This window comes from Streptomyces gardneri (assembly GCF_006539185.1).
Lineage (GTDB): Bacteria > Actinomycetota > Actinomycetes > Streptomycetales > Streptomycetaceae > Streptomyces > Streptomyces gardneri.
Genome location: NZ_BJMN01000037.1, coordinates 14,560 through 30,848, shown reverse-complemented (window position 1 = coordinate 30,848; position 16,289 = coordinate 14,560). Strand labels below are relative to the sequence as shown.

Sequence of the window (16,289 nt, the reverse complement as noted above, 5' to 3'; positions counted from 1 at the left end):
AGGGGAGATCATGGCTTCTGCGTCCAAGGCGTCCGCGCCGCTCACTCTGCCTGTGCTGCCGCTCGACGACGAGGTCGTGCTGCCCGGAATGGTGGTCCCGCTGGACCTGTCCGACAACGACGTACGGGCCGCCGTCGAGGCCGCCCAGGCCGCCGCCCGCCCGGGAGGCGGCAAGCCGCGGGTGCTGCTCGTGCCCCGCGTCGACGGGACCTACGCCGGGACCGGCGTCCTCGGCACCGTCGAGCAGGTGGGACGCCTGTCCGACGGCGACCCCGGCGCGCTGATCCGCGGCGTCGGCCGCGTCCGCATCGGCGCCGGCACGACCGGCCCCGGCGCCGCCCTGTGGGTCGAGGGCAGCACCGTCGAGGAGACCCTTCCCGACCCGCTGCCCGGCTCCGTGACCGAGCTGGTCAGGGAGTACAAGGCGCTCGCCACCAGCTGGCTCAAGAAGCGCGGCGCCTGGCAGGTCGTCGACCGCGTCCAGCAGATCGACGGCGTCGGCGCCCTCGCCGACAACTCCGGCTACTCGCCCTTCCTCACCGTCGAGCAGAAGGTCGAGCTCCTGGAGGCCGCCGACCCGGTCGCCCGCCTCCGGCTCGCCACCGCCCAGCTCCGCGAGCACCTCGCCGAGCAGGACGTCGCCGAGACCATCGCCAAGGACGTCCAGGAGGGCGTCGACAAGCAGCAGCGCGAGTTCCTGCTCCGCCGCCAGCTCGAAGCCGTCCGCAAGGAGCTCCGCGACCTCAACGGCGAGGCCGAGGGTGACGAGTCCGACGACTACCGCGCCCGCGTCGAGGCCGCCGACCTGCCCGAGAAGGTCCGCGAGGCTGCCCTCAAGGAGGTCGAGAAGCTGGAGCGGTCCAGCGACCAGTCCCCGGAGGGCTCCTGGATCCGCACCTGGCTCGACACCGTCCTCGAACTGCCCTGGAGCGAGCGCACCGAGGACCAGTACGACATCCCCGGCGCCCAGGCGATCCTCGACGCCGAGCACGCGGGCCTGGAGGACGTGAAGGAGCGGATCACCGAGTACCTCGCCGTGCGCAAGCGGCGTGCCGAGCGCGGCCTCGGCGTCGTCGGCGGCCGCCGCGGCGGAGCCGTCCTCGCCCTCGTCGGCCCGCCCGGCGTCGGAAAGACCTCGCTCGGCGAGTCCGTCGCCCACGCGATGGGGCGGAAGTTCGTCCGCGTCGCCCTCGGCGGCGTACGGGACGAGGCCGAGATCCGCGGACACCGGCGGACCTACGTCGGCGCCCTGCCCGGCCGGATCGTCCGCGCCATCAAGGAGGCCGGGTCCATGAACCCGGTGGTCCTGCTCGACGAGATCGACAAGGTCGGCTCCGACTTCCGGGGCGACCCGGCCGCGGCCCTCCTCGAAGTCCTCGACCCCGCGCAGAACCACACCTTCCGCGACCACTACCTGGAGGTCGAACTCGACCTCTCCGACGTCGTCTTCCTGGCCACGGCCAACGTGCTCGAAGCCATCCCGGAGGCGCTCCTCGACCGCATGGAGCTGGTCAGGCTCGACGGGTACACCGAGGACGAGAAGGTCGTCATCGCCCGCGACCACCTGCTCCCGCGCCAGCTGGAGCGGGCCGGCCTGGAGCCCGGCGAGGTCGTCCTGGCGGACGCCTCGCTGCGGAAGCTCGCCGGCGAGTACACCCGGGAGGCCGGCGTCCGCACCCTGGAGCGCGCCATCGCCCGGCTGCTCCGGAAGGTCACGGCCCAGCACGAACTGGGCGACCGCGAGCTGCCGTTCACGGTCACCCCGGAGGACCTGCGGGACCTGATCGGCCGGCCGCACCACGTGCCCGAGTCGGCGCAGGACCCGGCCGAGCGGCGTACGGCCGTGCCGGGCGTCGCCACCGGACTCGCGGTGACCGGCGCGGGCGGTGACGTCCTCTTCGTGGAGGCGTCCCTCGCCGACCCGGAGACCGGCGCCGCCGGGCTCACCCTCACCGGTCAGCTGGGCGACGTGATGAAGGAGTCCGCGCAGATCGCGCTCTCCTTCCTCCGCTCGCACGGCGCGGAGCTGGAGCTGCCCGTCACCGGGCTCAAGGACCGGGGCGTGCACATCCACTTCCCGGCCGGGGCCGTCCCCAAGGACGGGCCGAGCGCGGGCGTCACGATGACGACGGCCCTCGCGTCCCTGCTGAGCGGCCGGCAGGTCCGTACGGACGTGGCCATGACCGGAGAGGTCTCCCTCACCGGCCGGGTCCTCCCGATCGGTGGCGTGAAACAGAAGCTCCTCGCCGCGCACCGGGCGGGCATCACGACGGTCGTGATCCCCAAGCGGAACGAGGCCGACCTGGACGACGTCCCGGCCGAGATCCTGGAGAAGCTGGAGGTCCACCCGGTGACGGACGTCCGCCAGGTCCTGGAGATCGCGCTCGCCCCGGCGGCGGTGCCGGTGGCCGTCGCCGCGTAACTCGCCTGCCGTGAGCGGGGTGTCCGTCGGGGGCACCCCGCTCCGGCGTGTCCGGATGTCAGTCGAGGGTGTCATGCTCGTACGCATGAACGACGACGCCTTCTGGGCTCTCATCGACGAGTTGGGCGGCCGCACCGGTGACCGGGACGAGCGGCTGGAGTGGCTGCGGGCGGAGCTGATACGGCGCCCTGCGGCCGAGAGCGTGGCGTTCCAGGTGTGTCTCGAGGAGGCCTGCGAGAGAGCGGACACCCGGGCGGTCTGGAAGGCGGCGAACCGCGTCGAGGGCGGCGGCTGCACGGAGGACGCCTTCCACTACTTCACGCTCTGGCTGGTCGGTCAGGGGCGGAAGGTGTACGAGTCGGTCGTCGCCGACCCCGACGCCCTGGCCGACGTGCCCGGGATCCGGGCCCTCGTGGGGCGCCACCGGGACGAATGGGACGACGACGAGTGGCCCGAGTGGGAGGAGCTCGACTACGTCGCCCAGGACGCGTTCGACGAGCTGACCGGCCAGGAGGACGACGAGGGGGACGAGTTCCTCGACGCGGTCGAGGAACTCGCGGACGAGCGGGGAGAGCGGGAAGAGGACGACGTGCACCGGGGGTCTCGGCCGGAGGGGTTGGCGATACCCCGGCTGACCGCCCTCTTCCCGCTCGGGTCGTCCGGCTCCTAGGAGGCGGACGGGTTCCGGCGCCGGCCCAGGAGCAGGGTGCCCCCGGCGAAGGCGGCGAGGGCGCCCGCGCCCGCGAGCGCCAGGGGGAGCGGCGAGGAGGGGGCACCGGTGGCCTCGGCGGAGAGCGCCGGGGCCTGCTCGTCGCCGCCGTGGCCCGCGTGGCTGACGGTGGACAGGTCGGCGCCCGCCGCGATCTTCGCCTCGGTCGGGGCCTGGGCCTTCAGCTGGACCGGCGCCGCCGCCGTACCGCCGAAGGTGACGTCCGAGCAGCTGTAGAAGGCCTCGGGGCTGTCGTTGCGCTGCCACACCTTGTAGACGATGTGGCGGCCGGTGCGGGCCGGCAGGTTGCCCGTGAAGTTGTAGTAGCCGTCCGTGGCCGTGCGGGTGGTGTTGTGGACGGCGACCGGGGTCGCGTCCAGGTCCGACCACTTCAGGGGCTGCGTCGGGTCGAAGCCCGCCTTGGTGATGTAGACCGTCATCGTGCCCGAGTGGGCCGCCGTCACCCGGACCTTGAAGTCGAAGGAGCCGGCCGCGACCGCCGTCGCCGGCCAGTCGGTGCGCGCCCAGTCCAGCGCCCGGTACTTGGCGCGGTTCGCCGAGCAGAGCTTGCCGTCCGGGATGAGGGCCTGGTGCTGACCGTCGGCGTTGGCGATGTTGACCTCGTTCCAGTCGTAGAGCGGCTGGGTGCCGGAGTCGGCGACGAGGTCCTTGCACACCTGCGACTTGGGCGTCTCGGGGCCTTCGGCGTAACAGGCCGCCACCCGGCTCACGGGGTTGAAGACGGCACCGTGGGCACCGGCCGTGGCGGGGGTGAGGCCGACGAGGGCGGCGGCGGACAGGGCGGAGACGGCGACGGCGGAGGTGCGGCGGTAGGAGGGCATGCGGGGGCTCTCTCTCGTGCGTGGGGGAGTACGGAACGAGCAACGCGCGCTGGGCACGCGGAAGTTGAATTCCGTGCGACCGCCGTAGAGCGTCGCATTGGTCCATACCAATGGGCAAGAGGGTGGGCGGAAAAAGCCGCAGCGGCCCCCGGGGTGCCGCACACCCGGAGACCGCCGTCGAGCGAGGAGAGAGGAGAGTGCCAGGTCAGCCGTTGGCGAGTGCCTGGACGCGCGAGTAGTCGCCGTTGAAGTGGTTGTGGTCGCCGACCGTCGGGCCGGAGGAGGTGTACTGCCACATCGTGTAGTACTGCCAGCCGGCCGGGAGTTCGCCCACGGTCGCGGCGTACCGTGCGATCCAGAGCGGGTTCGTCGCGGCGAAGCCGGAGTAGTTGCCCGTGCACTGGGTCCACCAGCTCGTCGCCGTGTAGATGACCGCGTCCCGCCCGGTCCGGTACTTGTACCGGTTGAGGAAGTCGCGGATCCAGGTCACCATCCCGGACTGGGTCTTGCCGTAGCAGGTCGCGCCGTACGGGTTCCACTCGATGTCGAGGACGCCGGGCAGGGTCCTGCCGTCCTGCGACCAGCCGCCGCCGTTGTTCACGAAGTAGTCGGCCTGGGCGGCGCCGGTCGTCGTGTCCGGGGTGGCGAAGTGGTACGTGCCCCGGATCATGCCGATGTTGTACGAGCCGTTGTACTGCTGCGTGAAGTAGGTGTTCTTGTAGTACGTGCCCTCCGTCGCCTTCACGTAGGCCCACTTGACCCCGCTGTTCCACAGAGTGGACCAGGCGACGTTCCCCTGGTGCCCGGAGACGTCCACGCCTTCCGTCTGGACGGCCTGGACCGAGATGCCGCCGGGCTTGCCGTCGCGGCCGTCGTGCTTCAGGACGCCCATGCCCATGGAGGCGGAGCCGCGGGCGGGCACCTGCCGGGTGCCCGGGTCCTGGGCGGCGCCGGCGGAGCCGGCGAGGGGGAGGAGGAGGGCCAGGGCCGCGAGGGCGGCACCGGCGAGGGTCGTTCCGGATCTGTGCACACGCATGCGTGCCTCCGAAAGGCGGTGGGGGATCGAGAAGTCGACAGGTCCTGGTGTGGACATGTCACTAACTGGCTCAAGAGAGACGCTACGCACGTAGACCCACCCTGCGGAAGGGGGCCCGGATACCGCCGTTGGTCTACTCCTGCGAAATACTGGGAGAGCTGCGGCGATCGCCGTGACGGGAAGAAACTTTCAGCCGCCGGAAAATCGCCGGGAAGCGGCAGGATGCCGCCGGGAAGCCGCCGGAGAACGCGTGGGAGGTGCTGACGTGCACGGAAGCGGTACGGGAAGTGAAGGCCGGGCCGTCCCGCCCGCAGGCGCGGACGCCCAGGGTCAGGCTGCTCCGGCCGTCGGCGCGGACGCCCAGGGTCAGGCTGCTCCGGCCGTCGGCGCGGACGCCCAGGGTCAGGCCGCTCCGCCGCACGGCGTGGACCCGGAATTCCTCGCCCTCGAAAGGGAGCTGGCCGTCTTCCTGCGTCGCGCCCGTGCCCAGTCCGGCGAGATGGCCCGCGAGGTCCACCCCGAACTGGAGCCCGCCGCCTACGGACTCTTCGTGCGCCTCGACGACGCCGGCCCCCAGCGGGCCACCGAGCTCGCCGGGTACTTCGGCGTCGGCAAGGCGACCATGAGCCGCCAGCTGCGCGCGCTCGAAATGCTCGGGCTCGTCGTCCGCGACCCCGACCCCGCCGACGGGCGCGCCTCGCTGGTCCGGCTCACGGAGGAGGGCCGGGACCGCTTCCGGCACGTCCGGGACGCCCGCCGCGAGCGGTACGTCCGCAAGCTCGTCGACTGGGACCGCGCCGAGGTGGCCGAACTGGCGAGACTGCTCCACCACTTCAACGTCCGCTCCGAGGGCTGACCGCACAGCGGCCGGCTGCATCGGGGGCTGACCGCACCGAGGTCGACCGCTTCGGGGGCTGACCGCACCGAGGCCGTCCGCTCCGAGGGCCGACCGCTCAGAGGTCGCGCAGCTCCGCGTACGCGGCCGTCGCGTCGTCGTGGGTCTTCCAGCGGCGCACCCCGCCCGCCTCCGCGTCCGCCGTCTCCAGCGCCCGCACCCGCCGGAGCAGGCCCGACGGGCCCTCGGCGCGCAGGACGCCGAAGCACTCCGTCCAGTCGCCCGCGCCGAACAGGTCCACCCAGCGGCTCGCCCCGTCCGTGAGTGCCGCCAGAGCCCGTACCTCCGCGCGCGGGGTCGTCCCCGTCACGGCCCGCGCGGCGACCGACGGATCGGCGGCCGCCGTGAAGAAGCCGCCCTCCCGGTTCCGCAGCCGGTCCGTCGCCTCCAGGGAGCGCAGGATCTCGTCCGGGACCCGGTCGAGCCGGTCGTCGAGCACCGCCCGGACCGACCCGTCCGGCGCCTCCAGGAGGAGGGCGGAGTCGGAGAGGACGAGATGTTCGACCGAGGTCTCGTCCCAGCGCGCCAGCACCACCGTCGCCTGGGGCGTACGCACGTGAGAAAGGTCACAGGTGTCACGGTGGGCTTCCGCGGTGCGCCGGATTGCTGCGGAAAGGATCTCCGGCAGGGGCATGTCCGGTCGAGAAGCGGACAGTTCGGTCAAAGCCCCGCCGAGGCGAGCGGTGAACCACGGCACGCCGTGCACACAACCGTCATCACCGGCCGGCGGTGTGACGCCGTCGAGGAGGACGACCGTCCCCCCGGCCCCCGAGGCGGGCAGAGCTGCGGCTGCCCAGTCCTCGTTGGGGCGTTCGGGGCTGCCGGGGAGGGTGGCGACGTCGCTGCGCATGATGCCCAGTGTGCCTGCCCCGCCACGCTCCTTCACGGCACCTCCAAACGGCCGGAAAAGGCCTGTACCAACCCGGCGGTGGTGGCGCGCGAGGCGGAATCAGGACCTCCGCCGAGCTGCGGGCGGGCATCCTGCCAAAGCCCGCGCGGAAGATCCAACCGGGGGTCGGTGGAGGGCCGTGGGGCCCGCCCTGGGGAGTTGTTCGCCAACTCATGAGTGTTGTTCACTCGTTCGGGTGGCGGAGCGGCCGATGCGCGTCCCCTTCCCAGAACCGCTGGAATGGTCGGAAGCCGTACCAGGGGTGGGGGCGCTCCACGTGACCGGCCGTCATCTCTGCTTTGTGGGCGGACGAGTCAAGAATGCGAGCACCGGTGGAGAAGAAGCGGCCTCGGAGCAAGAACGGCGCGCGGAGCCAGACCCCCGGTGCGGCACCGACCCCGGTCGGCACCACCGCGGCACCCACCGGCGGCCACCCCTCGGAGCCCGCCGCGACGCCCGCCCCGCAGCCCCCGGCCGGCCGCTCCAAGCGCGTCCGCAACCGCCTGGTCGCCGGTGTCGCCCTCGTGAGCGTGACCGTCCTCGCCGCCGGCGCCCCCGCGATCCTCACGGCCTCCGCCGACCTGACCGACTCCCAGCGGCTGGTCACCCTCGCCGAACTCGACCGGCAGGCCGTCACCCTCGCGCACTCCCTCGCCGACGAGCGCGACGAGGTCGTCGCCTACATCGCGGCGGGCCGCGACGCGCAGACCGGCGACGCCAAGAACAAGCGGCAGATCACCGACACCCGGTCCACCCGCGTCGACCGGCAGATCGACGAGATCCGGCCCGCGGCCGCCACCGAGCTCCGCCGCGACCTCGCCGGCGTCCCCTCCATCCGGCGCGCCGCCCTCACCGGCAAGGGCACGGCCCTGGAGGCCCACAAGGCCTACTCGGACGTCATCGGCAAGCTCCAGGCCCTCTCCGACGAACTCGCCGAGCAGACCCCGGCCCGCGCGGCCGGCACCGCGCTCACCGAGGCCACCCGCGCCCCCGCCGCCCTCGGCCGCGCCGTCGAACAGGCCTCCGCCACCCGCGGCCTGCTCGTCGCCGCGCTCGCCGTGCCGCAGCCCGAGCCGACCGGCCAGGTCCACTACGACCCCGCCACGGGCACCTACGTCCCCGACGTGCCCGAGGGCGCCGAGGAGGCCGACCGCGCCCGCGACGCCCTCACCGCGGCCGCCCAGCAGGCCCGCGTCCGCGAACTGGCCGCCCTCGGCGACTTCGACCAGGCCGCCGGCGCCGCCGCCCGCGACGCGATCGCCGCGACCGTCGCGGGCCCCGACGTCAAGAGCGCCGAACGCTCCCTCGCCACCCTCACCGACCAGCCCCGGCTGACCGAGGCCGAGCGCGGGACCGACCCGGTCGGCCTGGAGGCCGCGCTGTCCGCCCGTATCGAGCAGATGCGCGGCGTCGAGTCCCGTCTCGCCGTCGAGCGGGTCGAGCACCTCGTCGTGCTCCGGGACGACGACGTCACCGCCCTCGAACTGCGCATCGCCTTCCTCGGCGGCTGTCTCCTCGTCGCGATCGGCATCTCCACGTACGTCGCCCGCACCCTCACCCGGCCGCTCGCCGTGCTCCGCATCGGCGCCGCCAGGCTCGCCGCCGCACCCGAGCCGCACGCCGAGGAGCCGGTCCGCTTCACCGGCCGCAACGACGAGTTCGCCCAGGCCGTCCGCTCCCTCAACACCCTGCACGGCAAGCTCGCCGGCCTCGCCGCCCACAGCGCGCGGCTCACCGGGCAGAACGCCGAACTCGCCGCCGCCAAGGAGGCCCTCGGCGCGGAGCTCGCCACCCAGCGCGCCGACCTCCAGGGCCGGGTCGCCCTCCTCACCGCCGACCTGGAACGCCTCAAGGACACCGTCCACCACACCTTCGTCAACCTCTCGCTGCGCAGCCTCGGGCTCGTCGAGCGGCAGCTCGGCGTCATCGAGAAGCTGGAGGAGCGCGAGCAGGACCCGGACCGTCTCGCGACGCTCTTCAGGCTCGACCACCTGGCGACCGTCATGCGCCGCCACAGCGAGAACCTCCTCGTCCTCGCCGGCCACGAGCACGTCCACGGCCACGCCGGGCCCGTCCCGCTCGTCGACGTGCTGCGCGCCGCCGTCAGCGAGATCGAGCGGTACGAGCGGGTCACCATCCAGTCCCTGCCGCCGCACGCCCAGATCGCCGGCTTCGCCGCCGACGACCTGAGCCACCTGATCGCCGAGCTCCTGGAGAACGCCACGTCGTTCTCGCCGCCCGACGCCGAGGTCCAGCTCTCCGGCTGGCTCCTGGAGACCGGCGAGGTCATGCTCTCCGTCCAGGACGCGGGCATCGGCATGACCGACTCGCGGCTCACCGAGCTCAACGCCCGCCTCGCCGCGGCCGACCCGGACGCCTTCGAGGGCGAGGGTCTCGGCATGCGCGTGACCGCCCTCCTCGCCGCCCGCCACGGGGTCCGCGTCGAGCTGCGCGAGCAGAAGACGGGCGGCATCGCGGCCGTCGTGGTCCTGCCGCTGCCCCTGCTGCCCACGACCCCGCCGACCGTGGTGTCGGAGCCGGTACGGGTGGCGGGCGCGGCGCCCACGCTCCACCTGCCCGGCTCGGCGGCGGAGGCCAACTCCAACACCCTGCCGTCCCGGAACCGCGACCCGCTGGTGGAGGCCGCGGAGCGCGCGTTCCGCGCGGCGGAGGCGGAAGCGGAGACGGAAGCGCCGGCGGAGGCGGAGGCGGCGGACACCCAGACCCAGCCTCAGGCCCAGGACCAGACCCAGCCCGCGGCGCCCGAGCCTCAGCAGCAGTACGAGCCCGAGGCCGCGCCCGCGCCCGTGGAGGCGCCCGAGCCCGAGCCGGCGCCCATGGAGGCGTACGAGCCCGAGGCCGCGCCCGTGGAGGCGTACGAGCCTGCCGCATTCGGGGAGTCCGTCTCCGAGACCACGCTCCAGGTCCGGCTGCCCGACCCGCAGCCCGAGCCGGACGCCCACGAGCGCGCCGCCGACGGGGACCCCGTCGCCGCCGCCCATGCCGCGCCCGTGGAGGCGTACGAGCCCGCCGCCCCCGAACCGGTCTCCGACCAGCCGGTTCCCGGCCCCCGCGCCGCCCAGTGGGAGCGGGTCACCGACAAGGGACTCCCCAAGCGCACCCCGCAGGTGGTCCGCCAGCCCGGCGCCGCCACCACTCCCCGTAAGGGAGGCGTGGACGCCGAGGCCCTGCGCCGCCGGCTCGGCGGCTTCCACCAGGGCGCCAAGGCCGGACGCCGGGACGTGGAGGCGGAGATCGGGACGGAGACGGACGCGGCACGGATAGACGCCGTAAGGCCTGCACGTACAGAGGAGATGACGGGGGACACAGTCGAGGAGGCACGCAGTTGACTGCGACGGGAACGTTCGGACTGAGCACGGAGGCCCGCAACCTGCAATGGCTGCTGGGCAATCTCGTGGAGGAGGTACCGGGAGTCCGCTCGGTCGCCGTCGTCTCCTCCGACGGGCTGATGCTGCTCTCGTCCGACCCGGCCACCCAGCAGGCCGGCGCGGCAGCCGCCGACGCCGTCCGCCCCGAGGGGCCGCGCGGCTCCAGCGCCGACCTGGCCACCATCGTCTCGGGCATCGGCAGCCTCACCATCGGCGCCGCCCGGCTGATGGACGGCGGCGGGGTCAAGCAGACCATGGTCGCGATGGAGGACGGCAGCGTCTTCGTGATGTCGATCAGCGACGGCTCGCTGCTCGGCGTGCACGCCACCCCTGACTGCGACATGAGCGTCGTGGCGTACCACATGGCGCTCTTCGTGGGCCGCGCCGGACACGTACTCACCCCCGAAGTCCGCAGCGAGCTGCGCAAATCGATGGAGAGCACCCAGTGAGGGAGAGCACCCAGTGACGTCTGCGTCCGCGGCCTTTCACGCCCACAAACTGCCGGTGCGCGGAGACGGGCGGCGCCCCTCGCGCGTCCGCCCGTACTCGCTGACCGGAGGCCGTACGCGCTTCGGCCACGTCCTGCTCGTCGAGACCTTCGTGGCCGCGCTCGAAGCGGCCCCCGCGCGCAAGGTCCTGTCGGGCGGCGGGCCCGCCGCCCGCGGTCTGATGCCCGAGATGCGGGCCATCGTCGAGATCTGCCGCCGCATGCGGACGGTCGCGGAGATCTCGGCGCTGCTGAAGATGCCGTTGGGAGTCGTCCGGGTGCTGCTCAGCGACCTGGCCGACCAGGGAAAGATCCGTGTGTACGGGACCGGTCACGGCACCGGCCAGCCCGACCGCGCGCTCCTCGAAAGGGTGCTGAGTGGACTCCGTCGTCTCTGACGCCACCGCCGTCTCCGAACCACCGGTGGAAGCCCCGGCCGTCGCCGGCATCCCCGCCCAACCGCGGCCCGAGGATCCCCTGCTCGATACGGAGGACGGCGCCCAGGACTGGCAGCTCGACCACACCCGGGCCCCGATAGCCACGAAGATCGTGGTCGCGGGCGGCTTCGGCGTCGGCAAGACCACCTTCGTCCGCGCGGTCTCGGAGATCACCCCGCTCCAGACCGAGGCCCTGATGACCCGGGCGAGCGAGGACACCGACGACCTCACGTCCACGCCGGACAAGCTCACCACCACGGTGGCGATGGACTTCGGCCGGATCACCCTCGACAACGACCTGGTGCTGTACGTCTTCGGCACGCCGGGACAGCAGCGCTTCTGGTTCATGTGGGACGACCTGGTGCGCGGGGCGATCGGGGCGATCGTGCTCGCCGACACGCGCCGGCTGACCGACTGCTTCCCGGCCCTGGACTACTTCGAGAGCTGCGGCCTGCCGTACATCGTGGCCGTCAACCACTTCGAGGGCACCGAGCGCTTCGAGCCGGAGGACGTCAGGGAGGCGCTGACGGTCTCCCCGGACGTGCCGGTGGTGATCATGGACGCGCGCAAGCGCTACAGCGTCGTCGAGACCCTGCTCTCCATGGTCGCGCACGCACTCGAAGCCTCCCCCGAGTAGCCGAACCGCCGCACCGCCGAACCGCCGCACCGCCGAACCGCCGGTCAGTCGATCGGTCGAACAGCCCGTACCGTCGCATCGCACCAGTCGCAGGAGCACCACCCATGCGGAAGATACTCATAGTCGGCGCCGGCCAGTCCGGTCTGCAGCTCGCCCTCGGCCTTCAGACGCAGGGGTACGAGGTCACCCTCATGTCGAACCGGACGGCGGACGAGATCCGCTCCGGGCGCGTCATGTCCACGCAGTGCATGTTCGACACGGCCCTCCAGCACGAGCGGGACCTCGGCCTCAACTTCTGGGAGTCCCAGGCCCCCAGGACCGAGGGCCTCGGCGTCTCCGTCGCCGCCCCCGACGCCGGCCGGGTGATCGACTGGGTCGGCAAGCTCGACGGCTACGCGCAGTCCGTCGACCAGCGCGTGAAGATGGCCGGCTGGATGGAGACCTTCGCCCAGCGCGGCGGCCAGCTCGTCATACACGGCGCGGCCGTGAGCGACCTCGACTACTTCTCCCGCAACTACGACCTGGTGCTCGTCGCGGCGGGCAAGGGCGAGCTCGTCTCCATGTTCGGCCGGGACGCGTCCCGTTCGCCGTACGCGGAGCCGCAGCGGGCGCTCGCCGTGGCGTACGTCCACGGTCTCGGCCCGCGCCCCGAGCACCCGGACTTCGACGCGGTCCGCTGCAACCTGGTCCCCGGCGTCGGCGAGCTCTTCGTCATGCCGACCCTGACGACCGGCGGCCGCGCCGACATCCTCTTCTGGGAGGGCGTCCCCGGCGGCCCGGTCGACGTCTTCCAGGGCATCAAGGACCCCTCCGAGCACCTGGCGCTGACGCTGGAGCTGATGGAGAAGTTCACGCCGTGGGAGTACGCGCGGGCCACCAAGGTCGAACTGACCGATGCGGGCGGCACCCTCGCCGGCCGGTACGCGCCGACCGTCCGCCACCCCATCGGCAGGCTGCCCGGCGGCGGGCTCGTCCTCGGTGTCGCCGACGTCGTCGTCGCCAACGACCCGATCACGGGCCAGGGCTCCAACTCGGCGTCCAAGTGCGCCGCCGCGTACCTCGCGGCCATCGTCGAGCACGGCGACAAGCCCTTCGACGAGGCCTGGATGCAGGCCACCTTCGACCGCTACTGGGACACCGCGCAGCACGTCACCAAGTGGACGAACGCGATGCTGGGCGTCCCGCCGGAGCACGTCCTGAACCTGATCGGCGCGGCGGGCGAGCTCCAGCCGGTCGCCGACCGCTTCGCGAACGGCTTCAACGACCCGGCCGACTTCGAGAACTTCTTCTTCGACCCGGAGAAGACGTCCGCGTACCTGGCCTCGGTCTCCGGCGCCTGACGGCGAGATCCGACTGGCGAAATCCAGCCGGCGAAATCCGGTCGATCTGCCGCACCAGGGTGTTCGACAATGGGGCATGCCCCTCTCGAACACCCTGGACCGCGTGGACGCGGACCTGGCCGCCGGCCGGGTGCCGATGGCGCGCCAGCGTCTGCGCGGCCTCGTCTCGTCCTACCCGTACGACCTGACTCTCCGCCGCCGCCTCGCCGAGGTGTACCGCCTGTACGGCGACGCCGCGGAGGCGGGGCGCTGGATGTACCTCGAAGAGGACCGGGACGCGGACGAGACCGCCGCCTTCGAGGCGCGCTACCTGTCGCCCGCGTGGCGCATGAAGTCCCTCGCGTGGCGCGGCCCCGAGGCGCTGGCCGGTACGGCGGTGGCCGAGGAGCGGCTCGTCGCGGTGCGGACCGCGTGCGCGGAGTGGCTGGGGCACTCGGTCGACTGGGACGACCCGGCCTCCTACGACGAGGACGCGTACGAGGCGTACGAGGGTCCGGACGGGGGTAGCCGGCTCTCCGCGGTCGTCGCGGCGATCGGGGCCTTCCTCGGTGTCACCGTGACGGTCGGGGTCTGGATCCGCGGGGTCATCGCCCTGTTCGAATGACGGTCCGGCGGGCGGCGGTCACGGGCGTGGGTGCCGGTGCCGGTGTGGGTGCAGGCTCAGGGGCCCGGCTCGCCTCCGCCCGGCGGACGGCGAGCGGCGTGAGCAGCCCCGCCAGCGCGAACAGGGCTCCGACGACGAACCAGCCGGGGCGCCCCCAGGTGATGCAGAGGGCGATCAGGAGCCCGGGTCCGATGGCCTCCGAGAGGCCCGCGCCGAGGCCGAAGACGCCCAGGTACTGACCGGTGGCGTGGCGCGGGGCGAGGGCGAAGGACACCTCGAAGCCGCCCGCCGAGTGCCAGAGTTCGCCGACCGTGTGGACCACCACGGCGGTCAGGAGCAGCGCGACGGCGGCCCACGCCGGGACGCCCGCGGAGAGCGAGACCAGACCGCAGGAGGCGAGGAAGGCCGCTCCGGCACGCCGGTAGGCGCGGCCCCCGGCTCTGGGCGAGTCGATGCCCCGGCTCGCCCGGACCTGGAGTCCGACGACGATGACGGTGTTGGCGAGCATCGCGCCCGAGACCAGCCAGTGCGGGGCGGTCGTGGACCCGACCAGCCAGAGCGGGACGGCGACCGTGAGCACCTTGAACTGGACGGCCATGATGCCGTCGAGCGCGGTGAGCACGAGGTACGGCCGGTCCCGCAGGGCGATCCAGCGGGGCCCTTCGGAGGCCGGTGCGGGAGCGACGGGCGGCAGGAGGACGAGGACGACCGCGGCGGCCGCGAACGCGAGGGCGTTGCCGACGACCAGGATCCGGTACGCGTCGAGGGTGCCGACCTGGACCGCCCAGCCCGCGAGCAGCGCCCCCAGGGAGATGCCGACGTTGGTGACGGCCCGCAGATAGGAGCGGAACTCCTGCGGCCGGTCCCCGCCGTAGTGCCGGATCAGCGGCGCGCGGGCGGCGAGCCCGGCGGCCTTGGCCCCGGTGGCCGTCGAGACGGCGACGACGAAGGGCCAGAACCCGTCCGCGAGGACGAAGCCCGCCGTGGCCACCGCCTGGACCACCAGGGTCGCCGTGTAGACGCCGCGGGCGCCGTGCCGGTCCGCGAGATGGCCGACGGCGATGCCCACGGCCAGCGAGAGGAGACCGGCGATGCCGAGCCCGAGCCCGACGGTGGCGGCCGGGAGGTGCACGGCCTGGGTGAAGTACAGGACCCCGGCGGTCAGGAAGAGGCCGCTCCCGACGGTGTAGACGAAGTTCGAGGCGGCGAGGGTGCGCTGTGGTCCGGTGTCCGGCAGCAGCTTGGGCATGACGGGGCTCCCAGTCCGGGGCGGGCGACTGTAAGGATCCCTCAAGCTTGGTGCTTATTACGTGTGAGAGCAAGAGGCCTGCGCCTAGGGGGAGTTCAGGAGCGGCGGTCGTACCCCTCGTCACCGCCGTCCGTGGCCCCGGCCGGAAGGTCCGGCGGCGCGTACGTCTCCAGGGCCTCCCCGTCCGGATCGGGACGGACCGCCCCGAGGAGCGGGTTCGCCGCGACGGGGGAGACCTTCACCTTCCCGCCGGGTCGCGGCGCCTGCACCACCAGGCCCTCGCCGAGGTAGAGCGCCACATGCGTGGCGCCCGGGAAGTAGACCACCAGGTCGCCCGGCCGGAGCTCGGACAGCGACACCCGGGGCAGCGTCGCCCACTGCTCCTGGCTCGTCCGCGGGAGCTCCCGCCCCGCCGCCGCCCACGCCTGCTGGGTCAGCCCCGAGCAGTCGTACGACTCCGGGCCCTCGGCCCCCCACACGTACGGCTTGCCGATCTGGCCGACCGCGAAGCGCAGGGCCGCCGCGCCCGCCCGGGACGGGGCGCGGGGGCCGTCCAGGACGCCGGAGCCGAGGAGTTCACGCTGGGCGCCCGCGGTCTGGACGCGCTCCAGCTCGGTGAGCCGGGTGAGCTGCGCCGGCGAGAGGGACGCGAGCAGTTTCTCGACCTCGCGCAGCTTCGCCGTCACCTCGTCGCGCCGGACGCGCTGCGCGGCGGCGAGGGACTGCTGCCGGTCGAGGGCCTTGCGGGACGCGCTCGCGAGCGCGCCGGCGCGGCGCTCGGCCCCTTCGAGCCGGGAGACGGTGCCGGCCCGGTCGCGGGCCGCGCGGGCGAGCAGGCGCCCCTGGTCCAGGGCCGACTGCGGGTCCTCGGCGAAGAGCACCTGGAGAGAGGCGGGGAACGACGAGAACGCGGCCCTGCCCTGGTACTGCTCCCTGGCGAGCCGCCCGGCCTCGGCCCGCCCCCGGGCGAGGTCGGTACGGGCGGTGGTGAGCCGCGCCGTGACCTTCTTGGTGTCGGCGGCCTGGACCTTGAGGGCCTCGTCGGCGGCGTTGAACCGCTCGGTGGCCTCCTCGGCGCGCTGGTAGAGCGTCCGCAGGCGGGCGAGGAGCGCGGTGACGGAGTCGCCGCCGGGCGGGGGGAGTGCGGCGGCGTCGTCGTCGAGGGGGTCGGCGGGGCCGGCGGGGCCGGCCGGATCGCCTTGCGCGTCGGCTGGCTGCTCCGGAGTCACCCCGGTGGTGGGACGTACGGGATCCACTCCGGCGGCCGGATCGGCCGGATCGGCCGGATCGGTCGGGTCAGCCGGATCAGTCGGGTCAGTCGGATCGGCCCCGGCCTCTGGACGGGCCGGATCG

Annotated in this window: 14 protein-coding genes; 9 read left to right on the top strand and 5 right to left on the bottom strand. The window is 73.4% G+C overall.

Annotated features, from left to right (window positions below):
• Positions 1-10: 10 nt before the first annotated feature.
• Complete coding sequence (gene lon / locus SGA01_RS27035; RefSeq protein WP_141299271.1) at positions 11-2,422, top strand: endopeptidase La; 2,412 nt, start codon at positions 11-13, stop codon at positions 2,420-2,422.
• Positions 2,423-2,507: 85 nt separating this feature from the next.
• On the top strand, positions 2,508-3,092 hold the full coding sequence (locus tag SGA01_RS27030; RefSeq protein WP_229917612.1) for a DUF4240 domain-containing protein: 585 nt from the start codon (positions 2,508-2,510) through the stop codon (positions 3,090-3,092).
• Here the strand turns inward: SGA01_RS27030 and SGA01_RS27025 are convergent.
• The gene (locus tag SGA01_RS27025) at positions 3,089-3,973 is read right to left on the bottom strand and encodes a lytic polysaccharide monooxygenase auxiliary activity family 9 protein (RefSeq protein WP_141299267.1); all 885 of its coding nucleotides are present in this window, start codon (positions 3,971-3,973) and stop codon (positions 3,089-3,091) included. The genes SGA01_RS27030 and SGA01_RS27025 overlap by 4 nt on opposite strands.
• Before the next feature lie 205 nt (positions 3,974-4,178).
• Entirely contained in the window at positions 4,179-5,009 is an 831-nt protein-coding gene (locus SGA01_RS27020; protein WP_055641353.1) for a lysozyme, read from the bottom strand.
• A gap of 424 nt (positions 5,010-5,433) precedes the next feature.
• Between SGA01_RS27020 and SGA01_RS27015 the strand changes: the two genes are divergently transcribed.
• Entirely contained in the window at positions 5,434-5,865 is a 432-nt protein-coding gene (locus SGA01_RS27015) for a MarR family winged helix-turn-helix transcriptional regulator (protein WP_141299385.1), read from the top strand.
• 97 nt (positions 5,866-5,962) lie between these two features.
• On the opposite strand, the gene SGA01_RS27010 is transcribed toward SGA01_RS27015, so the two are convergent.
• A complete protein-coding gene (locus SGA01_RS27010) occupies positions 5,963-6,754 on the bottom strand; it encodes a protein phosphatase 2C domain-containing protein (protein ID WP_141299265.1) in 792 nt (263 codons plus the stop codon).
• A gap of 359 nt (positions 6,755-7,113) precedes the next feature.
• Between SGA01_RS27010 and SGA01_RS27005 the strand changes: the two genes are divergently transcribed.
• From SGA01_RS27005 to SGA01_RS26980, 6 genes are all read left to right on the top strand, one after another.
• Positions 7,114-10,143 carry a nitrate- and nitrite sensing domain-containing protein gene (locus SGA01_RS27005; RefSeq protein WP_174867509.1) on the top strand — a complete coding sequence of 1,010 codons (3,030 nt, stop codon included), beginning with the start codon at positions 7,114-7,116 and terminating at the stop codon, positions 10,141-10,143.
• Positions 10,140-10,631: a roadblock/LC7 domain-containing protein gene (locus tag SGA01_RS27000; RefSeq protein ID WP_141299263.1), complete on the top strand. Its 492-nt coding sequence runs from the start codon at positions 10,140-10,142 to the stop codon at positions 10,629-10,631. The genes SGA01_RS27005 and SGA01_RS27000 overlap by 4 nt, the downstream gene beginning before the upstream one ends.
• Positions 10,632-10,644: 13 nt before the next feature.
• Entirely contained in the window at positions 10,645-11,067 is a 423-nt protein-coding gene (locus SGA01_RS26995; RefSeq protein WP_055641348.1) for a DUF742 domain-containing protein, read from the top strand.
• A complete protein-coding gene (locus SGA01_RS26990; protein WP_099054333.1) occupies positions 11,048-11,743 on the top strand; it encodes a GTP-binding protein in 696 nt (231 codons plus the stop codon). The genes SGA01_RS26995 and SGA01_RS26990 overlap by 20 nt, the downstream gene beginning before the upstream one ends.
• 104 nt (positions 11,744-11,847) lie before the next feature.
• Positions 11,848-13,083, top strand: a complete 1,236-nt coding sequence (locus SGA01_RS26985) for a styrene monooxygenase/indole monooxygenase family protein (protein WP_141299261.1) — start codon at positions 11,848-11,850, stop codon at positions 13,081-13,083.
• Between the two features lie 76 nt (positions 13,084-13,159).
• Positions 13,160-13,687, top strand: coding sequence for a DUF6584 family protein (locus SGA01_RS26980; protein WP_141299259.1), 528 nt, complete (start codon positions 13,160-13,162; stop codon positions 13,685-13,687).
• Here the strand turns inward: SGA01_RS26980 and SGA01_RS26975 are convergent.
• Together SGA01_RS26975 and SGA01_RS26970 are read right to left on the bottom strand one after the other, a co-directional pair.
• Entirely contained in the window at positions 13,668-14,936 is a 1,269-nt protein-coding gene (locus SGA01_RS26975) for an MFS transporter (protein WP_141299257.1), read from the bottom strand. The genes SGA01_RS26980 and SGA01_RS26975 overlap by 20 nt on opposite strands.
• 95 nt (positions 14,937-15,031) lie before the next feature.
• Positions 15,032-16,165, bottom strand: a complete 1,134-nt coding sequence (locus tag SGA01_RS26970; protein ID WP_308699072.1) for a C40 family peptidase — start codon at positions 16,163-16,165, stop codon at positions 15,032-15,034.
• Between the last annotated feature and the right edge of the window lie 124 nt (positions 16,166-16,289).

Bases quoted from the DNA above. Each gene is read 5' to 3' on its own strand.
- SGA01_RS27005 (WP_174867509.1), top strand. From the start codon at position 7,114: ATGCGAGCACCGGTGGAGAAGAAGCGGCCTCGGAGCAAGAACGGCGCG.
- SGA01_RS26985 (WP_141299261.1), top strand. From the start codon at position 11,848: ATGCGGAAGATACTCATAGTCGGCGCCGGCCAGTCCGGTCTGCAGCTC.
- lon (WP_141299271.1), top strand. From the start codon at position 11: ATGGCTTCTGCGTCCAAGGCGTCCGCGCCGCTCACTCTGCCTGTGCTG.
- SGA01_RS26975 (WP_141299257.1), bottom strand. From the start codon at position 14,936: ATGCCCAAGCTGCTGCCGGACACCGGACCACAGCGCACCCTCGCCGCC.
- SGA01_RS27030 (WP_229917612.1), top strand. From the start codon at position 2,508: ATGAACGACGACGCCTTCTGGGCTCTCATCGACGAGTTGGGCGGCCGC.
- SGA01_RS27020 (WP_055641353.1), bottom strand. From the start codon at position 5,009: ATGCGTGTGCACAGATCCGGAACGACCCTCGCCGGTGCCGCCCTCGCG.
- SGA01_RS26980 (WP_141299259.1), top strand. From the start codon at position 13,160: ATGCCCCTCTCGAACACCCTGGACCGCGTGGACGCGGACCTGGCCGCC.
- SGA01_RS27025 (WP_141299267.1), bottom strand. From the start codon at position 3,973: ATGCCCTCCTACCGCCGCACCTCCGCCGTCGCCGTCTCCGCCCTGTCC.
- SGA01_RS27010 (WP_141299265.1), bottom strand. From the start codon at position 6,754: ATGCGCAGCGACGTCGCCACCCTCCCCGGCAGCCCCGAACGCCCCAAC.